The following is a 22,195-nucleotide window of genomic DNA, read 5'->3' as shown; positions in this document are numbered from 1 at the left end:
CGCCTAGGTTTGAGGCCCCTGCTGCATGAGCGCCCACTCAGGCACTCGTGCAGCAGGGGTTTTGTCCGTCCTCCCGTGAGGTGTCTTGCCAACGCAATCAAGGAAATAGACTCTAAGTCTATGAGCACACCGTCATTCCCATCTGCAACGCTTACCTCACTAGCCAAAGCTATCGGCGACACGGAAAATGGTCTCACCGGCCGCGAGATCGAGCAACTCCTTCACCAGCTCAACATGTACGACCCTGGCGAAATTACAAAGTGGAAGCGACTGGTAGCCGCTTTTGACCACTCCCAACGCACCCGCGGCAACGCCGACCGCGTAATCACGTTCCTCGCACGCGCCTTCGCTCCGGCCCGCTACGTCCACAACTCAGAACTGTTTGACATCAGGCGACGCCTCATCAACCCAGTTCTTGTGCTCCACGGTCTCAAGGTAAACGATGAGGGTGGAATAGCACGGACAAAGGGCGCATCGACCCCAATGGAAGCCCAGCGACTCACCAACACAGTGCGGGAGGAGCTAAACCGACGTGGTACCCACAAGGAGGTCCTGGCCTACTGCGAGGAAGAGATTCTGCGCCACGGTTACCTTCACGCGGTCTTGGAAGCCTCAAAGTCCGTGTTTCAGCGCTTGCGGGACATGACGGGTTTGGGCATCGACGGTTCGGCATTAGCAGACGCGGCACTGTCTACAAAGAGTGGCATCTTAGCCATCAACAGTCTTAACACCGAGACTGAGCAAAACGAACAAAATGGGCTGTGTAATCTCGTGAAGTCGATTGGTGGCTTGTATCGAAACCCGACCGCACACGACCCGAGACTGAACCGAATAGTGACAGAAACGGAACTCTACGAGGCATTGTCGCTGCTGTCGTATGTTCACCGGCGCCTCGACGACGCTACTTTAAGAGCTTAGCCACGGACACAGCCGGTTTCGCAATGGGAATTAGTGGAACATTTTCGTGGGAAACTGAGACTCGGGGCCTGCATTAGCACAGTTCAGGAAGTTATTTATAAATGCCCAGCGGGGTCCGTGTTCAGTTTTTCTGTTATTGCAGTCGCTTCTTGCCGATGAAACTTAGCCTACGAGCTTGTCGAAGTTCCCATGGCTGAGTCAGCGGACCAACGGATGGTCTTGGGGTTTTGCGTGGTTTCCATCGCCCTGGATTGACGAACGGCAGTTTGGAAACGAAGCGATTCCTCCACACCCACTCCTCTAAGTCCCCGTTCAAGTCGAAGCGGATGGCTCCAGGTTTCAGACCGACTCCATCAGGTTGAAGCCACGCCACACCAAATCTGATCCCATCAATGAGTTCCTTCTGGATCATTGAAACTACACTGACCCTCTCATCTTCACATGTGAGCTTAGGGATGGGCTCTTCAAATCCAGTCCGATCACTCACTCCGTCCTTCCCCCAAGTGTATGGGATCACCTGGTAGTACTCGGCTGGCCCCGTAACCTCGAAGGACACCATGAACGGAACATACTCGTGCCTCATTCCCGCGAGCGCCTCGTCTATTTTCACGGCATCTTCTGAGCTGACATCTTCACGAGAGATGTGCTTAACACTGATATTCATTCCACGACCGCCGTTGGAAGTTGTCGCTTCGTGAAGCTGACGCCAGGACAGAAGCAGCGCAACAAGCGAAACAAACAGCGCCGCTGCTGCGACGAATAATGAAAGAGTATCGAATGGTAGATGTTCCACATTTCCCATCTAATCAGTTTCAGCGGGAAAGCCACGCGGTCTTTCGGGAAGGTTTTCCTTGATGCCCCGTTCGCTTGCACGCCAAATAGAAACGCAGCGACACCGTGCGACACTAACCTGACTCGCCCTTCTGACGCTTGCAGCGTGAGCACTTTCGGTTGGGGTAACCGCGTGAACTTAACCTGGTTGACCTGCGTAAAGCTCCGGCGCCGTGAAATCAGAGGGGGTTTCGTCGTGAAGGGTCACTGTGGGGGTGTGTTCGCACTGGTCAAAGAGAAACGCAAATGTCCCCCTCTGTTTAGAGCTACCACCCGCGCTTCTGGGCGCGGGTTCTGGCGTTTTAGCAGGCTTTCGACTCCGATTCTTTGCGAGCGTACAATCAGCGGCGTCGGCCCCCTCATCTCAGTAGAAAATGAATGCAGCGCGTTAAGGTGAAGGTTATGCCTTTAACCTTTGTTTCCTTGGCCCAAGCAAACATGCCTGCGATCAGGGAGATTCTCGTGCCTTTGCCGCGCGATGGCATCTTTCTTCTAACCTCAACGCTGCTACTGGAGACCTCCTTCCCCGGCGCGCGTGACTTCTATGCCACCGCTTGGCGCTACGCCTATTCCGACTGCGAACTCTTCTTTGCGCTCGCTTCCCGCGGTGAACTGCTCATCACCGTCGACGACGCCGTCCTAGTCTGCGTTGACTCTTCGCATCCGTGGACCTCCTACGAGGAGGTCTTCGACTCCATCGCCTCCGGCCGCATCTTCGTGGTCGAGGACGCAGACACGCTTCGCGACGTCGTCAAGCACCACTAAGCTCCGCATCGGCTACCAACCTGCGTCCGCACCACGGCATCCCCAACGCACCCCTGCATTCGAAGCATCTTTCCGCCCCAAACACCCCATCGAGGCAGCACAAGATGGTCAAAGTGCACATCAACCGCTGACGCTGAGCGCACTTTCGGCTGTTTTTAGCTCAGCGCAGCAGCAACCAGCCCGTTAAACAGCGGGTGCGGACGCGTCGGGCGCGACTTGTACTCCGGGTGCGCCTGGGTAGCCACCATGAATGGGTGCTCAGGGTACTCAACAAACTCCACCAGCTTTCCATCGGGCGAAGTGCCGGAGAATACGAGGCCGGAGCCCTCAGTAATCTGCTCGCGGTAGGCGTTGTTGACCTCGTAGCGGTGGCGGTGACGCTCAGAGACCTCGGTGGCTCCATAGGCCGCAGCCACAACGGAGCCTTCCTGCAACGTCGCCGGGTATGCGCCCAAGCGCATGGTGCCACCCAAATCGGCTTCGCCGGCTACTGCCGCCTGCTGCTCCTCCATCGTCGCAATAACCGGCGATGGCGTATTCGGGTCGAACTCCGTCGAGGACGCATCCGAAATACCCGCCCGTCGCGCCGCCTCAAGCACCGTGCACTGCAGCCCCAAACACAAGCCCAGGAACGGAACCTTCTTCTCACGGGCATAAGACACCGCCGCAATCTTGCCCTCAATCCCGCGCACGCCAAATCCGCCCGGCACCACAATCGCATCGAGCTCGCCCAGCTGGCCGGCTGCGTCGGTCTCGCAGTCATCTGAGGTAATCCACTTAATGTTTGCCTTCGCATGGTGGGCAAATGCGGCGTGGCGGATAGCCTCCGCCACCGACAGATACGCATCCTGCAGGTCAATGTACTTGCCTACGATGCCCACGGTGACCTCGCGCTGCGGGTTGTGCACGCGATCGAGCAGATCGCCCCACTGCGTCCAATCCACATCACGGAATGGCAGCCCCAGCTTGCGAATCACAAAGGTATCCAGGTGCTCCCTGTAGAGCACCTCCGGAATGTCATAAATGGACGGCGAGTCTGGGCAGGACACTACGCCTTCCTCGTCTACGTCGGTCATCAGCGCGATCTTGTGCTTCAGGCCATCTGGCACCACGCGGTCGCAGCGCAGCACCACCGCATCCGGCACAATGCCGATGGAGCGCAGCTCAGCCACCGAGTGCTGGGTCGGCTTAGTCTTCAGCTCCCCCGACGTGCCCAGGTACGGCACCAGCGAGCAGTGAATGAAGAAGATGTTCTCGCGTCCTACCGCGTGGCGCACCTGGCGGGCGGCTTCGAGGAAGGGCTGAGATTCGATGTCGCCGACCGTGCCACCGATTTCAGAAATAACCACGTCCGGCACGTTGCCCTCAGCATCCGGTTCGGCCATGGCTAACACACGGTCCTTGATTTCATCCGTGATATGCGGGATGACCTGCACGGTCTTGCCCAAGTATTCACCGCGGCGCTCCTTGGCGATCACCGAGGAGTACACCTTGCCCGTGGTCACGTTGGCGTTCTTGGTCAGGTTGCGGTCGAGGAAACGCTCATAGTGGCCGAGGTCGAGGTCGGTCTCAGCGCCGTCCTCCGTAACGAAGACCTCGCCATGCTCAAACGGATTCATCGTTCCTGGATCTACGTTGAGGTATGGGTCGAGCTTCTGCATGGTCACGGAGAGCCCGCGGGCGATGAGCAGTTGACCCAGCGACGCCGCCGTCAGGCCCTTACCCAGGGAGGACACGACGCCTCCGGTGACAAAAATGAACTTGGTCTGCTGACTGGAGCGCGATGGCATGATATGCGCCTTTCGGGAGTTTTGACTGCGAATGCGGCAGGCAATGCGCAACGTTATGACCCCACGATCAAAAAAATCCGCGGGCGCCTCACGCGGCGACCTACGGATCTTCAGGCTATCACCGAATCAGCCCAGAAAACAATCAGACGACAGATATGCAGCTAGGAGGGCATTTTTCACTGCGGCAGGAAACGCTAATTTCGCTTCACAAATCCCATACGCGGGCGGAAGCCCTGCGGGTGCTTCATTTGGGCAACTGCATCACCGATGATCATGCGATTGCGCGCGCTTAGCGACGCCGGCATCTGCGCCACCGAGAACCACTGCGCCGCCAAGTTTTCCTCGTCAGAGACAACCGGCTCCGCCCCATCCGGAACACTCAAACGCAGGGCGGTGGACATGAACATGCACTCGTCGCCATTGCCGTAAACAACCGGCCCAACCTGACCTACTCCGAGCAGCGCCTCAGCCTTCGCATCGAGGCCAATTTCCTCTTTGACCTCGCGAATCGCTGTGGTGGTGATTTCCTCTCCTGGCTCGCAGATGCCTTCCACCGGCGCCCACGTCTCATTGTCCGCGCGCTGCACGAGAAGCACCGACGGCACTTCCCACAGCGCAGCGTTCATGGGCACGTCACGAATGATGACCGCCGTGCAAGCCGGCAGGAAGAGTTGGTCGTGGCCAATTTTTTCACGCAATGTGAGGATGTAGTCAGGAGTCGCCATAGCATCTACTCTATCCCGCCTCATTCTTTGTGGTTTATCCACAAGGTCTACTGAGCCTGGGCCACTTCGCTGCCAAGTACCTGCGGGATGAGTTTAAAGATGTCCGCGGCCGGGGTAAAGGACAGTTCCATGTCTGGATGGTCGGAACAATCATGGTTTTCCTGGATTTGCTTGGTCGTGCCAGAGACCACTCCGATAACAGCGTTGCCCCCTGGCAGCGATGCGTATATGGGTCCTCCCGAATCCCCTTGCGTACCGCAGATTCGGGCACGCGCGGCGGTGGTCTCAAGGCGAGTATCCCCTGCGTTGAGCCCACTCTTTTCCGGCCCATGGGTCAGCTCCCCGCAAGTCTCCCCAGTGATGCGCCCTAGCTTGCACAACTGCTGCGGCAATTCCTCAGTAGTGGCAAGATTCGCCTCCATATACTTCGGCGTGTAGTAGCCTACGTCGCCATGCAGCTCGATGAACGCCACGTCTAGGCCGTGCCCATCCTCAGCAAAAAGATCGGAGTAGACCACCTCACCAACAGGTTCGGCTGGATAAGTAAACGTGCGATGAGCGTTGCCAGCCCATACTCGGTCCCCGACCTGGCCACAGTGTGACGCCGTGACCGCGAAGGTACGGCCATCTTCCAGAGTGAAAGACCACGCGGCGGTACACATCTGGAAATCAAAGTACTCACCTGGTTGTGGATCTTGGGAGGAGATATCAAGAGCCGTACCAGGCGGCATCGGCGATACCGCCGGTTTGATCGTTCCAGGGTTAGAAGCGCTGAGTCTATCCGGGGCAGTACTTGCGAGAGGGGTAGCCGCTGCCGCATCTTCTGGTGGGGATGAAGCGGTGAGGGCATTCGCGGCGTCGCCAAGCGCGTGCTGCAGAGTCTCCACAGGAATGAGCGAACAGCCGCCGAGGCCAATTGCGAGCGCCACGGCGGCTAGTGGTGTGAAAAAGCGCGGTCTAAACCGCTGCATCACCATCGGTGTTCTTTCCCGGGGTCTCGCCCGTCTTGTTTTCCTTTTCCCTGTTTTCCTTTTCCATCTCGGCCATCTGCTTCATGTCGCGAATGAACTTCTCTGGGTCAAACTCGGTGAAGTATTCCGGGCCGGAGAATTGCTCTTGTGCCATGTCTTCTTCCTACTTGACGTCGGTGTTCGCGATGGAGGTGCGGATGAAGTCCTGCACCGCCGCCGCGTCGTTGGGCAGATCCGTGACGTGGCGGTCTGCGTCCATGATGCCAGCGAAACGCTCCGGAGTGGCAGGCTCGGTGCCGATCGCCTCGACAATGGTCTCGGAGAACTTGACCGGAAGGGCCGTCTCCAAGCAGATGATCGGGGTGGTGATGTTGGTCTCTTGCTGAGCGTCACGCGCGACCTTAATGCCGTCCGCGGTGTGCGGATCCACCAGATAGTTGTACGTGTCGTTGACGTCCTTAATGGTGGCCAGGCGGTCGGCGTGGGTGGAGCTGCCGGAGACGAAGCCGTACTGCTCACGGGCCTTTTCCAGCTCCTCTTTACTCAGCACGAAGCCGCCCTCTTTGAGCTTGGGACCAAAGAGCTCCGCGGTGCGCTCCGCGTCGCGGCCCACGAGGTCGAAGATGAAGCGCTCGAAGTTCGATGCGCGGGAGATATCCATCGATGGCGAGGAGGTCTTGTAGGTCTCAGCCGAGGGGCGCGGGCGGTAGTTGCCAGTGCGGAAAAATTCATCGAGAACGTCGTTCTCGTTGGTGGCCACGATGAGTTTGTCGATGGGAAGCCCCATCGAACGTGCGATATGGCCTGCGCAGATGTCGCCGAAGTTGCCGGTAGGAACGCTGAAGGAGACCTTCTGCTCATTGTCCGTGGTGATCTTAAGGTAGCAGTTGATGTAGTAGACAACCTGCGCCATTAGACGTGCCCAGTTGATGGAGTTGACCGCACCGATGCGGTACTCCTTCTTGAAAGCGGCGTCGTTTGAGGTGGCCTTGACCACGTCCTGGCAGTCGTCGAAGACGCCGTCGAGGGCAATGTTGAAGATGTTCGGGTCATCCAAGCCGAACATCTGAGCCTGCTGGAACGGGGTCATGCGCCCGGCTGGGGTGAGCATGAAGACGCGAATGCCCTTGCGGCCGCGCATGGCGTACTCGGCGGAGGAGCCGGTATCGCCGGAGGTGGCGCCCAGGATGTTCAGGGTCTCATCACGGCGCGCGAGTTCGTACTCGAAGAGCTCGCCGAGCAGCTGCATGGCCATGTCCTTGAAGGCAGCGGTGGGGCCTTCGGAGAGGTGGCCCACGAAGAGGCCGTCGCCCAGCTCAGTCACGGGGACAATTTCCTCGCTGCTGAACTTCGGATAGGTGTACGCGCGCTTGGCGATGCCCTCGAGATCATCAGTGGGTATATCATCCACGAAGAGCTTGAGCACCTCCGCGGCCAAGGCCGCATACCCCTGTTCGGCAAGCAGCTGGCGCCACTCGTTAAGCACGGCACCGGAAAGCTGCGGATAGGATTCCGGCAGGTAAAGACCTCCATCAGGGGCTAGGCCTCCGAGGAGGATATCCGTAAAGGAGGCGGGCTGGCGGGCTGCATCACGCGTAGAAATGAACTTCACCCCCTGCATCTTAGTAGGGCGGGCGTAAAGTATCAGCCATGTCTGCGCCAAATCCACGGGAAGTTGTGACCACCAAGGCCTTATCCATTTGGGTTGCCGCGATGCTTGTCTACATCGTGGCGATTACCGGGCGTACCTCTTTTGGTGTGGCGGGGCTGGAAGCGATGGCGCGTTTCGACGTCGATGCCTCTCGCATTGCGGTCTTCACCTCGGTGCAGTTGGGCATCTATGCGTTTGCACAGATTCCTACGGGTGTGCTCATTGATAAGTATGGCCCTCGCAAACTGCTCGTTATCGGCGCTGTCATCATGGGCGTGGGACAGGTAGCACTGGGCTTAACCACAAATTATTGGATGGCTATTGCCGCTCGGCTTTTGATTGGAGCGGGCGACGCCACGGCTTTCTTATCCGTGATGCGCATCCTGCCATATTGGTTCCCTTTGCACCGCACGCCAATGTTTACCCAGGTGACCTCGTCGTTGGGTCAGCTCGGCCAGTTCGTCTCCGCTATTCCTTTCGCTGCGCTTTTGGGGTGGACTGGATGGACCACGGCCTTTGTAGCTTTGGGTGCGGCGGGCATCCTCATCGCATTAGCTGCGGCGGTTGCCGTAGCAGACACGCCTGAATCTCTAGGCATCATCGAAACTCCCGCCGAGCAGCCCAATTCGCAGGCGCATTCCTTGGCCGCCAGCCTGGCCATGGTGCTGCGTTCCCCCGTTGCATGGCAAGGATTTTTCATCCACTTCTGTGGCCTTTTGGGTGCGACTGTATTTGTCATGTTGTGGGGAATGCCGTTCATGACGGAGGGACTAGGAATCTCCAAGGTGCAGGCCGGAACGGTGCTGACCTTTTATACGATCTGCATGATTACGTTAGGGCCAATTCACGGCAAGATTTCCTCGCGCGCACAGGGTTTCCGCGACTGGATGGCACTGTTTTTCACGACACTCAACATAATGTCGTGGACGGCTTTCTTCCTCTGGGGCAACAGCTTCTTAAGCCTTTTCATCCTCATGGTGGCTATTTCCTTGTGCTCTCCGTGCTCGAACTATGGCTTCGACATCGTGCGCGAGAACATGGAACGCAGCGTGGTGGCCACGGCAACAGGCTTGGCCAACATGGGTGGATTCATCTCTTCGATGGTGGCAGCGCAAATTTTTGGCATGGTGCTCGATAGCCGTGGCCACGCGCCGCACTACGAACTGGGCGACTTCCACGCGGCCGCTGTAACTTCCCTCATCATTTGGCTTGCGGGCATGCTCGGCATAGTTGTCACGCACTTCCTGCGCAAGCGCGGCGGCGGCTACCGCCCAAAGGTGACCGTGGTCAGCGTTTCCTAGTTGATGAGGAAGTTAATGGTCTCCTCGGGGGCGTCGAGAAGCTCCCGCGTGGCGACCACGGGCTCGGCTTGGTCGAAGGGAATTTTTTCGAAGCCGGACTCCCCTAGCTCGACGATGTCGGCGCCTGGCGCGGCCAGCAGAATCGGTGAGTGCGTTGCGATGATGAACTGCGCACCACGCTGCGCTGCTTGGTGAATCTCGGCGATGAGTGCCATCTGTCGAATCACTGACAGTCCGGCTTCGGGTTCGTCAAGGATATAAAGGCCACGTCCATCGACGTATTCGCCGAGAACGTCAAAGACGGACTCGCCATGAGAGCGGCTGAGAAGATCGACGTCGATGGGCAGGTGGCTGCGGCCGCCACGCTCCTTTGGTTGATTCGCGGCCTTGAGCACTGATTCGTGGGTCTCGGCGCGCAAGAAATAACCGCGGTGGAGGTTGCCGTTAAGGGAGCACTTCAACACGCGTGCCAGACCGCGCAGTGGCGCGCGCTCGCGGTCTGGGTCGTCGTACCGTCCGCCCAAGGGCGAGAAACGCAGTGCCACAGCGATCGCTTCTAAAAGCGTGGACTTACCCGCGCCATTCTCCCCCACCAAGCAGGTCACCGGCGCTGTGAACTCGAAGTAGGGCAGGTCGATGAGGTATTGCACGCTGGGCAGCTCCAGCAGATAGTCTTCGAAAGGAGGCTCGGAAATGCTAATCGATTGCAGCAGCATAGCCCCTACTATATTTGCTGACGGTATGCGCGGCGCGTTGATACCGAGCAGCTAATGCGACTTATCTTCTACACCTCGCAACGCCGCGCCCAGGTTTTCGCCCGGACGGTGCGCACTTGGGTCTTTGCTCGTGGGGATTTCCACGCTGGATTCAAGCGGCATCGCATTGACCGCATAAGAAATACCGAATCCGCCGCTAATGGGGATGGCAATCGCTAAGCCAATGCCACCGATTGTGCCGAGTTTTTCGCGCCAAGTCATGTTCCTCCTCCACACGAAGTGCGTTATGCATTCGTTACCTTTATGACCTTTATGACATTGAGGTTAAGGTCCTGGGCTGGAGAAAACTTCGAGCCGCCCTGCACGGCGACTGTGTATTGATGGGAAGTCTTACAGGTAGAGGTTGCCAGGTGGAGGTCTAGAGCCCAACGATCAGCGGAACCATTGAGCCGGTGAGCTTTCCGCAACGATGGTGTCCACGGCGGGGTTGATGAGGCCTGCGTCAAAAGCGGCAAGCACTGCCTCAGCCTCAGTGCGATTGAGGGTGCCCTGCTCTTGGGCCTTTTTGAGAATCTGCACCATCGTCAAACGCGCTTCAGTACGATTCGAAGCAGACTCGAATATTTCCCGGGGCATCGACTCAATAGGAATTCCCAGCGCTTCCGCAAGGGAATACATCCGGTCCTCATCATCTACGTTGGTGGGAGAATAAGGATTCTCGATCTGCAGCACACCACCGGCGATTGCCTCTTCTACCGTCTGGGCATTCGCTGGCGGGTGATGGCGCGTCGTGGCGAACCACCCAACCGCTACGGCGATGACTGACATAGTAATGACAAGCGCCCAGACTGCGGCAATCTTGTTTTTCTGCACGGTGATGAGTCTACTTCCCTGTTAAATACTCGGACCAAAGGTACCAAAAGAGCTGCCTCCGCGTGGCGGGTCGAGTCGCTCAGAGAGAATATCGATAATGGAACGGATAGCGTTATCGCCCAGTGGCCGCTCAACGCTATGCCGCGGATGCGCGGTGGCCTGTGGGTTTTCCGCTTGCGGCTTTTCGGCGCGCGGGGAGGACACATCTACCCGCAGGTGGGTGCCGTCAAGGACCAGGTCGGCGTCGTCAGTAGCGCTCGCAGCACGCGCGGCGGCGAGGAATGCCTCAAGGTCAGCGAGGGTGGCGGTGGTGATGTCAAGGGACAGGTTCAAGGACATGGTGAGCTCCTTCTGGTGCGCTGGACAGTGTTTTCGCTTTCCAAGCCTAGGCACTACACGGCGCTACCGACAGGGCCCAGCGCACAATTCGGGGATAAATCAGGGTGAACCCTTAGCGCTCGTCGTGCTCGAAGGTTTCCGCTTCGCCCCAGAAGACCTCGTCGACTACCTTGCGGGCGTGGCGCGTTGTCTTGAGATAGACGTCCAAGAACTCCTGGTTTTCCTCCGGCGCCCATCCGGCAGCGCCCGCCACCTGGGCCAGCTGCGGGCCTGGAGTGGGTAGCTGATCCACGCGTTTGCCACGCACCAGCACAAGGGCGTTGCGGGCATCGGTGGCCATGAGCCATGCTTCGCGCAGTATCTGTGCCTGGTGCGCAGGGACAAGCTCATGCTTTTCGACGGCGTCCAGAACCCGCAGCGTCGAGGGATCATGCAGGTCCTCGAATTCGTGGGCATGCATCATCGTGAGCAACTGCACGGTCCACTCGATATCTGTAAGCCCACCGCGCCCCAGCTTGGTGTGGGTATTGCGGTCCGCGCCACGTGGCAGGCGTTCGTTGTCCACGCGTGCTTTCATGCGGCGAATCTCGCGGATGGTTTTCTCGCTCACGCCGTCGGTTGGGTAGCGGAACTTGTCCACCATGGCGAGGAATTCGTCGCCGACACTGCGGTCACCGGCCACGAACGCAGCGCGCAGCAGCGCCTGCATCTCCCAGGCCTCGCCCCATTCGCGGTAGTAACGCTCATAAGAGGCGATGGTGCGCACGACGGCGCCGGAGCGCCCCTCTGGGCGCAGCCCCAGGTCGACATCGAGTGGCGGATCGCCGGAGGGCTTCGACAGGCGCCTGCGCAGCTTGTCGATGATCCCGATCGCCCACTTCACAGCCTCAGTTTCATCGTTTCCGGTGGCCGGCTCCGCAACGACTATCACGTCCGCGTCAGATCCGAATCCGAGTTCCATGCCGCCTAGGCGGCCCATGCCGATGACGGCGATGCGCGCGGGCGGGTTCTTCTCTCCTACCTCGTTGAGCCATACGCGAACCTCGGCGCGCAGGGCGGCTTCCAGAACGGCATTCCAAATCGTGGACAACTCATAACAAACCTGCTGCACAGGCATAAACCCCAGAAGGTCAGCTGCAGCGATGCGGGCTAGCTCCACGCGGCGCAGGGAACGCGCAACGCGCACGGCCTTGTCGGGGTCGGCGTGGCGCTTGGTGGAATTGACCAGAGACTTCGAGACTTGCTCGGGCTTGGTCTCCAGGAGCTTCGGGCCGGAGGCGCCGTCGGAGAGCTGCTTGACGACGTCGGGAGCGCTAATGATGAGATCCGCAGCAAACGGGGAGGTGCCCAGGATAATCATGAGCCTTTGGCCCACGATTCCCTCGTCACGCAGCATGCGCAGGAACCATTGGCGGTCATACGCAGCTTCAGAAAGCTTGCGGTAGTTAAGCAGGCCCATATCCGGGTCAGCAGTCGAGGACAACCAGCCCATGAGCGTAGGCAGCAAGATAGCCTGGATCTTGGCCTTGCGGGTGGTGCCCGCAGCCAGGGAGGTCAGGTGCTCAAAAGCGCGGTCTGGGTAGGCGTAGCCAAGGGCGCCCAGCTGCAGCTTTGCTGCCTCTGGGGAAAGCTTGAGCTCGTCTGCAGACATGGCCACCACGGAGTTGAGCAGTGGGCGGTAGAACAAGCGCGAGTGTAGGTCTTGGATGCGCAAACGCGTTTCCTTCAGGTACTTGTTCATGCGCTCGGCAGCGGACTTATTGCCCTGCGGGTTGAAGCCGGCAATGATGGCCAGCCACTTGAGGGCGGCCGTGTCATCCGGCTCTGGCAGCACGTGGGTGCGGCGGAAACGCTCGAGTTGGAGGCGGTGCTCAAGCAAGCGCAGGAACTCGTAGGCGTCAATCAGCTGGTTGCCGTCTTCGCGTCCCACGTATCCGGCAGCGACCAATGCGGTAAGGGCATCAACGGTGGACAAGACGCGCAGCGTTTCGTCAGAGCGGCCGTGTACCAGCTGGAGCAGCTGGACAGCGAACTCGACGTCGCGCAGGCCGCCCTCGCCCAGCTTAAGCTCGCGCTGGCGCAGCTCCTTGGGCACGTTCTCCAGTACTCGGCGACGCATGGCTTGGACGTCTTCGACGAAGGAGTCGCGCTGCGATGCGGTCCAGACCATCGGGCCAATCTGGGCAAGGTACTCCTGCGCCAAAGGCAGGTAGCCGGTCTGCGGGCGAGCCTTGAGAAGGGCCTGGAACTCCCAGGTCTCGGCCCACCGCTTGTAGTAGGCAACGTGGGATTCGAGGGTGCGAACGAGCGCACCAGACTTGCCTTCGGGCCGCAGGTTCGCATCGACTTCGAAAAAGCATGCGGAGCCTACGCGATTGAATTCGGAGGCGACCCTGGTGATTTTCGGGGTGACGACGTCGCTGACAAAGATGACATCGACGTCCGAGATGTAGTTCAGTTCGCCCGCTCCGCACTTGCCCATCGCCATGATGGCCAGCTTGGCGTCGAGGGGGTCCTCGCCAAACACGGTGCGGACGGCGACGGCGAGCGCTGCGGTCAGGGCGGCGTCGGCAAGCGCAGTCAGCAAATGCGTAACTTCCTGAAACTTCACACGTGGCTGCGGATGCGCCTGGCCTTTGCGAGAGTAGAACGTACCGGCTACATCGTGTGCGGCGATGCGCATCATAAGCGTGCGATACGTGGATTTGAGGGCGACTTTGTGGTCCCCTTCCGCGGCCCGGTAGGTGCCCGCCGTACTGAGGTCGGAAGAGGCGGTATCCGGTGTGGATTCCGATTCCGAGCCAGTGGACTCTGCGGAGTCTTCTGACTGCGCGAACTCAGCCGGAGTAGCGCTGACGCAGCCCAGCATTTCCTGCAGCATCTCAGTGGGTGTGGGCAAGGGCTTTGCAAGCTCAGACCACAGGTGAGGATTGGCCGCCAGGTGGTCGCCAAATGCGGAGGAGGCGCCCAACAACGCCAGAGTGCGCACGCGCAATGCTTCGTCTGCGCGCAGCTCGGCATCAAGCTCAGGAGCTGCCTCGTAGATCCGGATCAGCGTATTGAGCGTAAGGTCTGGGTCTCCGGAGGCGGCCAAGGTCCACAGCAGATCAAGGGACTCTGGATTGTTCCATCCCAATTGCTCAAGATCTGCCAACGCGGTGGAACGCGTCAGGCCAAGGGTGGCTGGTGATGGAACGGCAATGGGGCGCATGAAATTCCTTGAAGGTTTCCCGTTTTAGTAGTTAAGGTTCAACTCGAAGTTAGTGATCTGCTGCTGGTAGGAGTGCCATTCGTCCCACTTGGCGCGCAGGAAGTACTCGAAGACATGCTCGCCCAAGACCTCTGCCATGAACTCCGACTTCTCGAACTCACGCAGCGCTTGGTCCAGGCTGACCGGCAGGTCACGGTAGCCCATTGCGCGGCGCTCTCGGCGAGTGAGCTGATGGACATCGTCCTCAGCGGGATCACCGAGCTCGTAGCCTTCTTTGATGCCACGCAAGCCGGCTGCCAAAAGCACCGCGTAGCCCAAATATGGGTTCATTGCCGAATCCAGGGAGCGGATCTCTACGCGGCGTGACTCCGCCTTCCCCAAACGGTAGGTAGGCACGCGCACCAGCGCGGAGCGGTTGGATACGCCCCAGGTTGCCGAGCCGGGCGCCTCGTTGCCGAACATCAGGCGCTTGTAGGAATTGGTCCACTGGTTGGTAACTGCCGTCATCTCCACGGAGTGCTCTAGGATGCCCGCGATGAACTGCTTGGCCGTGGTGGACAAGGAGAATTCATCGTCTGGATCATGGAATGCATTGTGCTCGCCCTCGAAAAGGCTCAAGTGCGTGTGCATGCCGGAGCCTGGCAAGTGTTCAAAAGGCTTCGGCATGAACGTGGCCTGGACTTTTTGGTCAGCAGCCACCTGTTTAATGACGTGGCGGAAGGTCATGATGTTATCGGCCATGGTCATCACGTCGGCATGGCGCAGATCGATCTCCTGCTGGCCCGGCGCGGTTTCGTGGTGGCTGAACTCGGTGGCGATGCTCATTGCCTCAAGCGCTGACATGGCGCGGCGGCGGAAGCTTGGCGCACGATCGTGGGTGGCTTGGTCAAAGTAGCCGCCGTTATCCGTCGCGATGAGATTGGTATTGTCTAGCGACTGTTCCAACAGGTAGAACTCAATTTCCGGTGCGGCCATGCAGGTAAAGCCCTCATTGGCGCTCTCAGTTACCTGGCGGCGCAGGATATGGCGCGGATCCACCATGGAAGGTTGGCCATCCGGCTGCGCGATATCGCAGAACATTCGCGCTGAGATAATGTCCGGATCATCCTGGTCGAAAGGCATGATCTGGAAGGTCGACGGATCTGGCAGCGCCAAAGTGTCCGACTCAGAAATACGAGAAAAGCCTTCAATTGATGAACCATCGAAGCCCACGCCCTCTTCAAAAGCAGACTCCAGCTCAGAAGGGCTCATGACCACGGACTTGAGTGCACCCAAAATGTCAGTGAACCACAGGCGAATGAAACGAATATCGCGTTCTTCGACCGTGCGCAGGACGAATTCATGTTGGCTGTTCATGTTCTAAACCTTACCTTCGAATCGAACGAGCGTTGTGCACTCTATCGGACACTTTTAGGGCACTTCTTTGCCCAGTTCAGCAAAGCATCGCGGGGGCGAAGAACGGGGGCGAAAGCATGCAGTGGTGTCCGTTCGCCGTGCTTTCCTATTGGCACATACGAACACACGTACTAAAGGGAGGAAAGTATGTACCGCTCACACAACCAGACCCAGGACCGCGCCCAGCAGGCACTAACTAACCAAGCAATAGACCTTGTAGTCGCCGCCGCGGGGAAAGGATGGTCACCCTACGACCTACTGCACGTATTAGGAACCGCAAGCCACCCCATCCTCTTCCGGGCGGCCCCACGCATCCCGGCACGCATTACTTCACCTGCGTTGAGAAAAGATTGGCTGATGTTAGCCCCTCCCAAGCGTGCATCAATTTCCGTTCCGAAGACAAAGCTGCGTGCGATAGTCGATCAACTGGCAAAGCTTCCCCTGCTCCGCGATACTGAGCTACTCGCTGGTGCGCCGGGCACGAAGTCTGCAGGTGGCGGCTCCAAGCAAGAAAAGATTCGGGAAAAGGTGGCCAATTTGCTGCGTAAAGCCGAGTCCACACCTTTCGAAGATGAGGCGGATGCGTTGATAGCCAAAGCCCAATCCTTGCAACAGCGCTATCGCATTGACGAGGTTTTGGACGCAGACCAGGTGGATTGCCTTGCCCGGCGCGTGTATATCCATACGCCGTATGTGAAGCATCAAGCCACTCTGCTCGGCGTCATTGCCCACCACAACGGGTGCGCCACGGTACTCGTGCATGGCAAAGGCCTAGCGAGCGTCATTGGATCCGCAACAGATACGGCACACGTAGCCCAGCTCTTTGATTCACTTAACCGCCAGTGTGACTGGTACATGCGCTCGGGCAACGGAGCCGCGGAAGCGCGACGTCGCGGCGACACCGCCGCATATCGGCGTAGCTTCTTACTGGCCTATGCCGCTCGCATTGGTGAGCTACTTGATGAAGCCAACTTCGAAGGTCTCGCAGACGCCGCTAATGAACACAGCGCAGAGAATGGAAACGATGCAGCCGGCCGTGAACTTGCGCGCCGCGCTATTCCGGCTCTATATGGCCGACAAGTCAAGTCTGAGGAAACACGCAATCGACTCTTTCCGCACCTTTCCTCAATGTCCTTATCAGCTTCTAGTTGGGCAGGCGTCAATGACGGCGTGAACGCGGCCGAAAAGTCCCATCTTTCAGGCGATTCGCGGGGATTAGATGGCCCCCGTGAGGTTGCTAGTTAATGGCTGCAAATGCAAACACATTTGCTCCGCGGGCCAGGTAGGCTACTGATAAGTAATCCAGATTATTAATACGTACTGACAAAGGTGTGTGCATGTCCACCAAGACTTTCCTCGAAGTCGAAGCAAAGTTCGCCGTTGCTGAGTCCATCCAGTTGCCAGAGCTGACTCGACTCAGCGGCGTCAATCACATCGCTGAAACCCGCAAACACGCACTTTCCGCCATCTACTACGACACTGAGGATCTGCGCCTGACCCACGCCAAGATCACTCTCCGTCGCCGCACTGGTGGAAACGATGATGGCTGGCACCTCAAGATTCCGGAGGCCAAGGGCCGCACCGAAATCCATGCGGAGCTAGGTGAGCCAGTTGATGGCCGCTACGAGGTCCCGGCTGAGCTCCTCCGCGAAGTTCGTTCCGTTGTTCGCAACCACGCTCTCGAGCCCATCGCCCAGGTCGACAACAACCGCACCGAGCTTGTCCTCGCGGATGCACAGGGCAAGGCTGTCGCGGAGTTCTGCGACGACCATGTCACGGCATTCTCTTTCCTTCCCGGCGGCGGCCAGCAGTCTTGGCGCGAGTGGGAAGTTGAACTCGCAGGTGATCTGCCAGGCACCAAGGATGGTTCCTGCTTCATCCGTGAGGCAACCTCCCTTCTCATCGGAGCTGGTGCTCGCGTATCGGCATCCCCGTCCAAGCTGAAGACTGCCCTGGGCGATTCCATCGACAGCGCTCCCCTTCCCCCAGCGTTAGCGAATTCCAACGTGGAACCAGACTCTGCGGCTGCGGCAGTGGTCACTGCTTTGAAGGCAAACCGCGACAAGCTTGTTGACTACGACCCACGCGTTCGCCGCAATGAGTGGGATTCCGTTCACCAGATGCGCGTTGCGACCCGCGAGTTGCGCAGCCACATTCAGACCTTCCACGGCATCGTTGTTGGTCCTGAGATTGAGCGCATCGAAGCGGAGTTGAAGCAGCTCGCCAGCATCCTCGGCGTGGCGCGTGACGCCGAGGTTGTTGAGGAACGTTGGCTCAACCTCCTCGCTTCCGAGGACTCCAACACGTTGGACGATGCAACGCGCGAGCACATCTCTCGTGACATGGGGACGGCCTTCCGCAGGGCACACCGCCACGTAGTTGCCGCACTGGATTCTGACCGCTACCTGGCGCTGCTCGATTCTCTCGACCAATTCTTGGCTAACCCACCAGTGGCTGAAGACTCCGAACTCGAGCTTTCTGAAGCTGACGACGCAGCTGTAATCTCGAGCGTCACCCCAGCCGAGCCAACTGCCGAATCCGCAGCCGAGGATTCCCAAAAGCCTTCGAAGAAGGATGAAGAGCCGCATGACATGGACACTGTCATGGCGCTGCACCTGAATGAGGCCTACAAGAAGCTGGTCAAGCGCCACGAGAAGGCAGTTAAGAACTGGGATAACCTAGAGCTGACTCTGCACGAGCGCGAGAACTACTTCCACGACATGCGCAAGGCTGCCAAGAAGCTGCGTTATGCCGCTGAGGCCGCTGGTTCTGCAACTAACTTGAAGACCAAGAACCTGTACAAGGCTTGCAAGGACATGCAATCTGTCTTGGGCGACTTCCAGGATTCAGTGACTTCGCGTGACAAGCTGCTTGAGCTGGCCAATACCGCTCGTCGCCGTGGCGAAGACACCTTTGGCTACGGTCTGCTCTACCAGCGTGAGCGCGCGATTGGCTTGGAAGCACTCGATGACTACGCGGAGTCTTTCAAGGCTATCAAGTCCGCATTCAAGCCTTTGAGCAAAAAGCTGAAGAAGTAGGCCTAAGCATGGGTGTTTGCTGACAAGGCAAACGAAAACGGCGCCGCTTCCTACATGGTGATGTGGGAAGCGGCGCCGTTTTGGTGTTTAGTCCTCAGCCTCGTCGTAAGCATCTGCTGCCTCATTGCGGGCCTTGGCAATCTCGATGGCGCGCTCGGCCTCTTCGCGGGTGGCGTACGGGCCCATGCGGTTATCCCAACCGCTTTCGGTGCCCTGGGTTACCTGGCCGGTGGAAGTGTCGTAGTACCACTGCTTATCTGAATCAGTCATTGTCAGACTCCTTATCGCTTGAGCCCCATGTTTCCACCCGGTCAGCCGACATCGCAGGTGGCGGTGGCCGGCGGCCACCCTAGGGCGATGAGGGTTGCCACCACCTTACAGACAGATCCCCGGCAGCGTCCGGCGGGCATCACGCTAGACTATGAAGGTCCCGAGTCCCAGCAGCATTACAAGGAGATCCGCCCACCATGCCCATGTGGTCCACGCCTTCTACCCCAGCCGCGGAGCGAATCCGCGCTGCCCACCTCGAACTAGTAGGCACGGAACCTGCGCATATTGCCAGCGCACCAGCAACTTGGTCGCTCATCGGCGAGCACATCGATCACTTCGGCGGTGTAACAGTAATGGGCGTTGCGGATCTCAACGCGGCTGCTGCAGTCAGCCCCCGCGACGACGGCACCATCGCCGTCCACATCGTGCCCGCCCACGGCGAGACCATCCATGACTCCATCAGCTTCAGCGAGCTGACCAAACGCGCCGCTGAGCAGCTTCCTTCCGTCGACTCCGAAGGTCAGCCCGTCATTCCCCCGGCACCCGTCGGCGGCATCGCTGCCCGCTGGGGCGGCATCGCACACACCATGATCAACCGTCAGCTGCTCTCCCGCGAGACCGCCGGCGTCGACATCACCGTGGTCGACGACATTCCATTCGAGTCCGGCCTCGGCGCGCTGGCCGCTGGTGACGTCGCCGTTGCCCTCGCATTGCTCGGCGACGCTGAGGAGCTCCACGACGCTCCCCTGCGCGCCCGCATCGCTGACGTGTGCTCCCAGTCCGTGGGCACCTTCGCCGAATACCCCGCGCTGCGTGCCCGCCACACCGCGGCCCTGCGCGGCGTCGGCGAGACCGTGACCATCGTCGATTACGCCGACGGCTCCGTCACCCAAGCCCCGCACCCAGTCACCCGCGAAATCGCCGCCTTCGCTGTCACCGTCCCCGGCGACTTTGACGCCACCCCCGGCGTCGCCGCCATCCGCCAGCGCGAGCGCTTCATCGACGACGCCTGCCACGCCTTCGGCGCTGAATCGCTACGCCTGCTTCCCGACGCCTCCCAGCGCGTCCTCGACTGGCTCAAAGCCGTGCACAAGGTCCATGGCTCGCAGAACCAGCCTTCCCTCGCTGAAGCCGCAGAGTGGCTGACCTTCTACACCGAAGAAAACGAGCGCGCCCAAGAACTAGCCCGCGCCCTGCGCTCCCGTCGCGGAGCTGACCTCTTCCCACTGCTCAACCAGTCCCAGACTGCCCTGGCCACCGTCTACGGCCTACACACCACCGAGAAGATCGCCGAGCTCGTCACCGTCCGCGGCGCCCGCTCCGCGCGCTCTGCGCACGCCGGAACCTCGCAGGCAGTCATCGCCTTCGTCCCCGCCACCAAGGCAGAGAACTTCGCCGCCGACCTAGCCGAGGATGGCCTCCTCGTGGTGCCGCTGCATGGCGGCGAGCCAGCCACCACGCACTAGGCCACGCTAGAACTGGCCACGCTAGAACCGTGCTAAAGAGTCCTTACTGTCTAGTCTGCTGGCCAAGCAAAGAGCACTTCCCTCGTCTGGACATCGGCCTTAACCAGGGAAACAGTGACCTGACCGCCCGTCTCTGGGTTGCCCACCGCCTCCGCAAACACCGGCGGCTGGGTCACAAAGAGTCGGGCCTTCTCACGCTTGGCCCCGCCTTGCACCACAATGGCCTCGAAATTGCTCCCCACCCACGGCGCCAGCACCGTCGCTTCGGTCAAGTTGAGACATGCCTTGTCCACCTGGGAAGCCAAGCGGGACGTGCTGCTCATCGTCTCCACCAAGTCACCTGCTCGCGCACTGACCCACTCCGGAACCTCTTGTTCATTGGCAAGCGCCAAGCACACCTCAGTGGCAAAGCGATCAGCCAGACGGCGCAGCGGCGCCGTCACGTGGGCATAGTATCCACCGATTCCAGCGTGGACCTCCGCCTCATCATCCTGCAGCCACACGTAGCCGGCACCGCGCAACAAGCGCTGCGCCTCGCGCATCGCGGCCATGCCACGCGGCGAATCGGCATCGAGGCCCTGCAGGAACTCGGTAATCGAGCCTTCGCCAAGCGCAAAGCCCAATTCCTCGACCTCGCTGCGGAACTCCTCCTCCGCCTCCCGAGTTGCGGCAGGCAACGTGCGCAGCAGACCAATCCCCTTCGACTCCATCAGCTGGCCCGCGCACATGCCGGTGAGCAGTGAAATCTCCGAGTTGTAGTCCATCACCTCGTAGCGCGGCTCGATGACCAGCTCATAGCGGTGCTGACCGTCCTCCTCGAATTCCTCCACGCTTTGGGAAGGCAAACGCAGGTTAATCGCCTCTCGGTGCAGCGAAGACGCCTGGCGCAGCTTGCCCACCTGCGGCAAAAGCGCAATCGAGGAATGCAGGCGGCCTGCCGCCAGATCCTCGTGCACCCCCTCGTAGTCCAATCGCGCCCGCGAGCGCACCAGCGCGCGCTCCACGGTGAAGTCCTCGACCTCGCCCGCCGAGTCAAGGTCGATAGTCCAGAGAACGGCGGGGCGGTCGACGTCGGCAAGCAGCGATGCCTTGTCCTCTGAAAGCTGCGGCGGGTGCAGGCGCGCCGGTTCGTCCGGCAGGTAGATGGTCTGCCCGCGACGGAAGGTCTCATCCTCCAGGGCGCTGCCGGGCTCGACGAACGCGGCGACGTCAGCAATAGCGTAAAAGACCCGGTAGCCCCCGTTACGAGCCTCGATGCACACCGCTTGGTCCAAGTCCATGGACCCCTTTGGATCGATGGTCACCAGCGGGATATCGCGCGCGTCGCGGCGCTGCGTGACATAGCGATCCTGCGCAGCCTGGGCCTCATCGAGGACCTCCTGGCTGAAGTCGGTGGGAACAGAGCACTCCTCGGCAATCGTGCGGAAGTTTAAAGGAGCTGCATAAAGCTTCATGCTGCCCCATTGTTCCAGAAAAATGGGCGAATGAGCCGGCCTATAAGCCGGATTCTGTCTTCCCGCACGCACATAGCGTGCGGCGGTGAACATCCATCTAGACCAACCGTTGCCAGTTGGTTCAAGCAGCTACCTTCAGGCTAAAGCGAGCAGCCTTCAAACGCCTGATCAAGCCCGCAGTGTGCCGGCCATGATGCCTTGCTCCCAGTGGGGTTTACCCAGCCACCGCCATCACTGACGGTGCTGGTGAGCTCTTAACTCACCGTTTCACCCTTACCTCACGGATCTTCGTACGACGAGGCGTAGCGAAGCCGTGCGGCGGTCTACTTTCTGTTGCACTTGCCCGCGGGTCGCCCCGGGTTGCCGTTAGCAACCACTGTGCTCTGTGGAGTCCGGACTTTCCTCGTCCCCCGCCTTACCCCTCGTGGAGGTTGGTTCGGAAAAGACGCGTTCACCCGGTCGGCTCATTCGCGGGTTACAG

20 protein-coding genes and 1 other RNA gene are annotated in these 22,195 nt (G+C 59.6%); 6 read left to right on the top strand and 15 right to left on the bottom strand.

All coding sequences use genetic code 11. The features are described 5' to 3' along the window. The first annotated feature begins 120 nt into the window (after positions 1-120). Entirely contained in the window at positions 121-918 is a 798-nt protein-coding gene (locus HMPREF3148_RS02965; RefSeq protein ID WP_049152498.1) for a TIGR02391 family protein, read from the top strand. A gap of 133 nt (positions 919-1,051) precedes the next feature. Here the strand turns inward: HMPREF3148_RS02965 and HMPREF3148_RS02960 are convergent, their stop codons facing one another. Then, positions 1,052-1,720 carry a hypothetical protein gene (locus HMPREF3148_RS02960; protein ID WP_049147642.1) on the bottom strand — a complete coding sequence of 223 codons (669 nt, stop codon included), beginning with the start codon at positions 1,718-1,720 and terminating at the stop codon, positions 1,052-1,054. Between the two features lie 431 nt (positions 1,721-2,151). Between HMPREF3148_RS02960 and HMPREF3148_RS02955 the strand changes: the two genes are divergently transcribed. Continuing rightward, entirely contained in the window at positions 2,152-2,514 is a 363-nt protein-coding gene (locus HMPREF3148_RS02955) for a hypothetical protein (RefSeq protein WP_129721063.1), read from the top strand. A gap of 155 nt (positions 2,515-2,669) precedes the next feature. On the opposite strand, the gene HMPREF3148_RS02950 is transcribed toward HMPREF3148_RS02955, so the two are convergent. The 5 genes from HMPREF3148_RS02950 to thrC all read right to left on the bottom strand — a co-directional run bounded on the left by HMPREF3148_RS02950 (position 2,670) and on the right by thrC (position 7,612). Then, the gene (locus HMPREF3148_RS02950) at positions 2,670-4,304 is read right to left on the bottom strand and encodes a CTP synthase (RefSeq protein ID WP_049062571.1); all 1,635 of its coding nucleotides are present in this window, start codon (positions 4,302-4,304) and stop codon (positions 2,670-2,672) included. Between the two features lie 194 nt (positions 4,305-4,498). Continuing rightward, complete coding sequence (locus HMPREF3148_RS02945; protein WP_049062570.1) at positions 4,499-5,029, bottom strand: NUDIX hydrolase; 531 nt, start codon at positions 5,027-5,029, stop codon at positions 4,499-4,501. Positions 5,030-5,076: 47 nt separating this feature from the next. Further along, positions 5,077-5,958, bottom strand: coding sequence for a trypsin-like serine protease (locus HMPREF3148_RS02940; RefSeq protein ID WP_236081506.1), 882 nt, complete (start codon positions 5,956-5,958; stop codon positions 5,077-5,079). Between the two features lie 28 nt (positions 5,959-5,986). Then, positions 5,987-6,154, bottom strand: coding sequence for a hypothetical protein (locus tag HMPREF3148_RS13640; protein ID WP_165033296.1), 168 nt, complete (start codon positions 6,152-6,154; stop codon positions 5,987-5,989). Positions 6,155-6,163: 9 nt separating this feature from the next. Next, positions 6,164-7,612: a threonine synthase gene (gene thrC, locus HMPREF3148_RS02935; RefSeq protein WP_034656791.1), complete on the bottom strand. Its 1,449-nt coding sequence runs from the start codon at positions 7,610-7,612 to the stop codon at positions 6,164-6,166. Positions 7,613-7,650: 38 nt separating this feature from the next. On the opposite strand from thrC, the gene HMPREF3148_RS02930 reads away from it, so the two are divergent. Beyond that, positions 7,651-8,952, top strand: a complete 1,302-nt coding sequence (locus HMPREF3148_RS02930; RefSeq protein ID WP_049152493.1) for an MFS transporter — start codon at positions 7,651-7,653, stop codon at positions 8,950-8,952. Here HMPREF3148_RS02930 and HMPREF3148_RS02925 read toward each other — a convergent pair. The 6 genes from HMPREF3148_RS02925 to HMPREF3148_RS02900 all read right to left on the bottom strand — a co-directional run bounded on the left by HMPREF3148_RS02925 (position 8,949) and on the right by HMPREF3148_RS02900 (position 15,447). Continuing rightward, on the bottom strand, positions 8,949-9,668 hold the full coding sequence (locus HMPREF3148_RS02925) for an AAA family ATPase (RefSeq protein ID WP_049062568.1): 720 nt from the start codon (positions 9,666-9,668) through the stop codon (positions 8,949-8,951). The genes HMPREF3148_RS02930 and HMPREF3148_RS02925 overlap by 4 nt on opposite strands. A gap of 51 nt (positions 9,669-9,719) precedes the next feature. Then, complete coding sequence (locus HMPREF3148_RS02920) at positions 9,720-9,929, bottom strand: hypothetical protein (RefSeq protein WP_049062567.1); 210 nt, start codon at positions 9,927-9,929, stop codon at positions 9,720-9,722. Between the two features lie 171 nt (positions 9,930-10,100). Continuing rightward, positions 10,101-10,541: a hypothetical protein gene (locus HMPREF3148_RS02915; RefSeq protein ID WP_049062566.1), complete on the bottom strand. Its 441-nt coding sequence runs from the start codon at positions 10,539-10,541 to the stop codon at positions 10,101-10,103. A 21-nt stretch (positions 10,542-10,562) separates the two neighbouring features. After that, entirely contained in the window at positions 10,563-10,880 is a 318-nt protein-coding gene (locus HMPREF3148_RS02910) for a hypothetical protein (RefSeq protein WP_005528589.1), read from the bottom strand. 112 nt (positions 10,881-10,992) lie between these two features. After that, positions 10,993-14,091: a bifunctional [glutamine synthetase] adenylyltransferase/[glutamine synthetase]-adenylyl-L-tyrosine phosphorylase gene (locus HMPREF3148_RS02905; protein WP_049062565.1), complete on the bottom strand. Its 3,099-nt coding sequence runs from the start codon at positions 14,089-14,091 to the stop codon at positions 10,993-10,995. A gap of 24 nt (positions 14,092-14,115) precedes the next feature. Continuing rightward, complete coding sequence (locus HMPREF3148_RS02900; protein ID WP_005528586.1) at positions 14,116-15,447, bottom strand: glutamine synthetase family protein; 1,332 nt, start codon at positions 15,445-15,447, stop codon at positions 14,116-14,118. Positions 15,448-15,633: 186 nt separating this feature from the next. Here HMPREF3148_RS02900 and HMPREF3148_RS02895 point away from each other — a divergent pair, with 186 nt between their 5' ends. Together HMPREF3148_RS02895 and HMPREF3148_RS02890 are read left to right on the top strand one after the other, a co-directional pair. Continuing rightward, positions 15,634-16,731, top strand: a complete 1,098-nt coding sequence (locus HMPREF3148_RS02895; RefSeq protein WP_049062564.1) for a DUF2786 domain-containing protein — start codon at positions 15,634-15,636, stop codon at positions 16,729-16,731. A gap of 92 nt (positions 16,732-16,823) precedes the next feature. Beyond that, entirely contained in the window at positions 16,824-18,524 is a 1,701-nt protein-coding gene (locus tag HMPREF3148_RS02890; protein ID WP_005528582.1) for a CYTH and CHAD domain-containing protein, read from the top strand. An 87-nt stretch (positions 18,525-18,611) separates the two neighbouring features. On the opposite strand, the gene HMPREF3148_RS02885 is transcribed toward HMPREF3148_RS02890, so the two are convergent. Further along, positions 18,612-18,794 (bottom strand): hypothetical protein, encoded by a 183-nt coding sequence (locus HMPREF3148_RS02885; RefSeq protein WP_049062562.1) that lies wholly within the window; start codon positions 18,792-18,794, stop codon positions 18,612-18,614. Positions 18,795-18,991: 197 nt separating this feature from the next. On the opposite strand from HMPREF3148_RS02885, the gene HMPREF3148_RS02880 reads away from it, so the two are divergent. Further along, positions 18,992-20,260 (top strand): galactokinase family protein, encoded by a 1,269-nt coding sequence (locus HMPREF3148_RS02880; RefSeq protein ID WP_049062561.1) that lies wholly within the window; start codon positions 18,992-18,994, stop codon positions 20,258-20,260. Positions 20,261-20,310: 50 nt separating this feature from the next. Here HMPREF3148_RS02880 and HMPREF3148_RS02875 read toward each other — a convergent pair whose 3' ends face one another. Then, complete coding sequence (locus HMPREF3148_RS02875; RefSeq protein ID WP_049062560.1) at positions 20,311-21,714, bottom strand: RNB domain-containing ribonuclease; 1,404 nt, start codon at positions 21,712-21,714, stop codon at positions 20,311-20,313. Between the two features lie 27 nt (positions 21,715-21,741). After that, an RNA gene (gene rnpB / locus HMPREF3148_RS02870) (RNase P RNA component class A) lies at positions 21,742-22,181 on the bottom strand. Between the last annotated feature and the right edge of the window lie 14 nt (positions 22,182-22,195).

The sequence above is a fragment of the Corynebacterium sp. HMSC05D08 genome, from assembly GCF_001807215.1.
GTDB lineage: Bacteria > Actinomycetota > Actinomycetes > Mycobacteriales > Mycobacteriaceae > Corynebacterium > Corynebacterium striatum.
The sequence above is the reverse complement of the archived record's forward strand: the minus strand, read 5'-3'. Positions and strand labels throughout refer to the sequence as shown.

Coding starts and splice junctions, on each gene's coding strand:
- HMPREF3148_RS02965 (WP_049152498.1), top strand. CDS start 121: ATGAGCACACCGTCATTCCCATCTGCAACGCTTACCTCACTAGCCAAA.
- HMPREF3148_RS02960 (WP_049147642.1), bottom strand. CDS start 1,720: ATGGGAAATGTGGAACATCTACCATTCGATACTCTTTCATTATTCGTC.
- HMPREF3148_RS02955 (WP_129721063.1), top strand. CDS start 2,152: ATGCCTTTAACCTTTGTTTCCTTGGCCCAAGCAAACATGCCTGCGATC.
- HMPREF3148_RS02950 (WP_049062571.1), bottom strand. CDS start 4,304: ATGCCATCGCGCTCCAGTCAGCAGACCAAGTTCATTTTTGTCACCGGA.
- HMPREF3148_RS02945 (WP_049062570.1), bottom strand. CDS start 5,029: ATGGCGACTCCTGACTACATCCTCACATTGCGTGAAAAAATTGGCCAC.
- HMPREF3148_RS13640 (WP_165033296.1), bottom strand. CDS start 6,154: ATGGCACAAGAGCAATTCTCCGGCCCGGAATACTTCACCGAGTTTGAC.
- HMPREF3148_RS02930 (WP_049152493.1), top strand. CDS start 7,651: ATGTCTGCGCCAAATCCACGGGAAGTTGTGACCACCAAGGCCTTATCC.
- HMPREF3148_RS02925 (WP_049062568.1), bottom strand. CDS start 9,668: ATGCTGCTGCAATCGATTAGCATTTCCGAGCCTCCTTTCGAAGACTAT.
- HMPREF3148_RS02920 (WP_049062567.1), bottom strand. CDS start 9,929: ATGACTTGGCGCGAAAAACTCGGCACAATCGGTGGCATTGGCTTAGCG.
- HMPREF3148_RS02910 (WP_005528589.1), bottom strand. CDS start 10,880: ATGTCCTTGAACCTGTCCCTTGACATCACCACCGCCACCCTCGCTGAC.
- HMPREF3148_RS02905 (WP_049062565.1), bottom strand. CDS start 14,091: ATGCGCCCCATTGCCGTTCCATCACCAGCCACCCTTGGCCTGACGCGT.
- HMPREF3148_RS02900 (WP_005528586.1), bottom strand. CDS start 15,447: ATGAACAGCCAACATGAATTCGTCCTGCGCACGGTCGAAGAACGCGAT.
- HMPREF3148_RS02895 (WP_049062564.1), top strand. CDS start 15,634: ATGTACCGCTCACACAACCAGACCCAGGACCGCGCCCAGCAGGCACTA.
- HMPREF3148_RS02890 (WP_005528582.1), top strand. CDS start 16,824: ATGTCCACCAAGACTTTCCTCGAAGTCGAAGCAAAGTTCGCCGTTGCT.
- HMPREF3148_RS02885 (WP_049062562.1), bottom strand. CDS start 18,794: ATGACTGATTCAGATAAGCAGTGGTACTACGACACTTCCACCGGCCAG.
- HMPREF3148_RS02880 (WP_049062561.1), top strand. CDS start 18,992: ATGCCCATGTGGTCCACGCCTTCTACCCCAGCCGCGGAGCGAATCCGC.
- HMPREF3148_RS02875 (WP_049062560.1), bottom strand. CDS start 21,714: ATGAAGCTTTATGCAGCTCCTTTAAACTTCCGCACGATTGCCGAGGAG.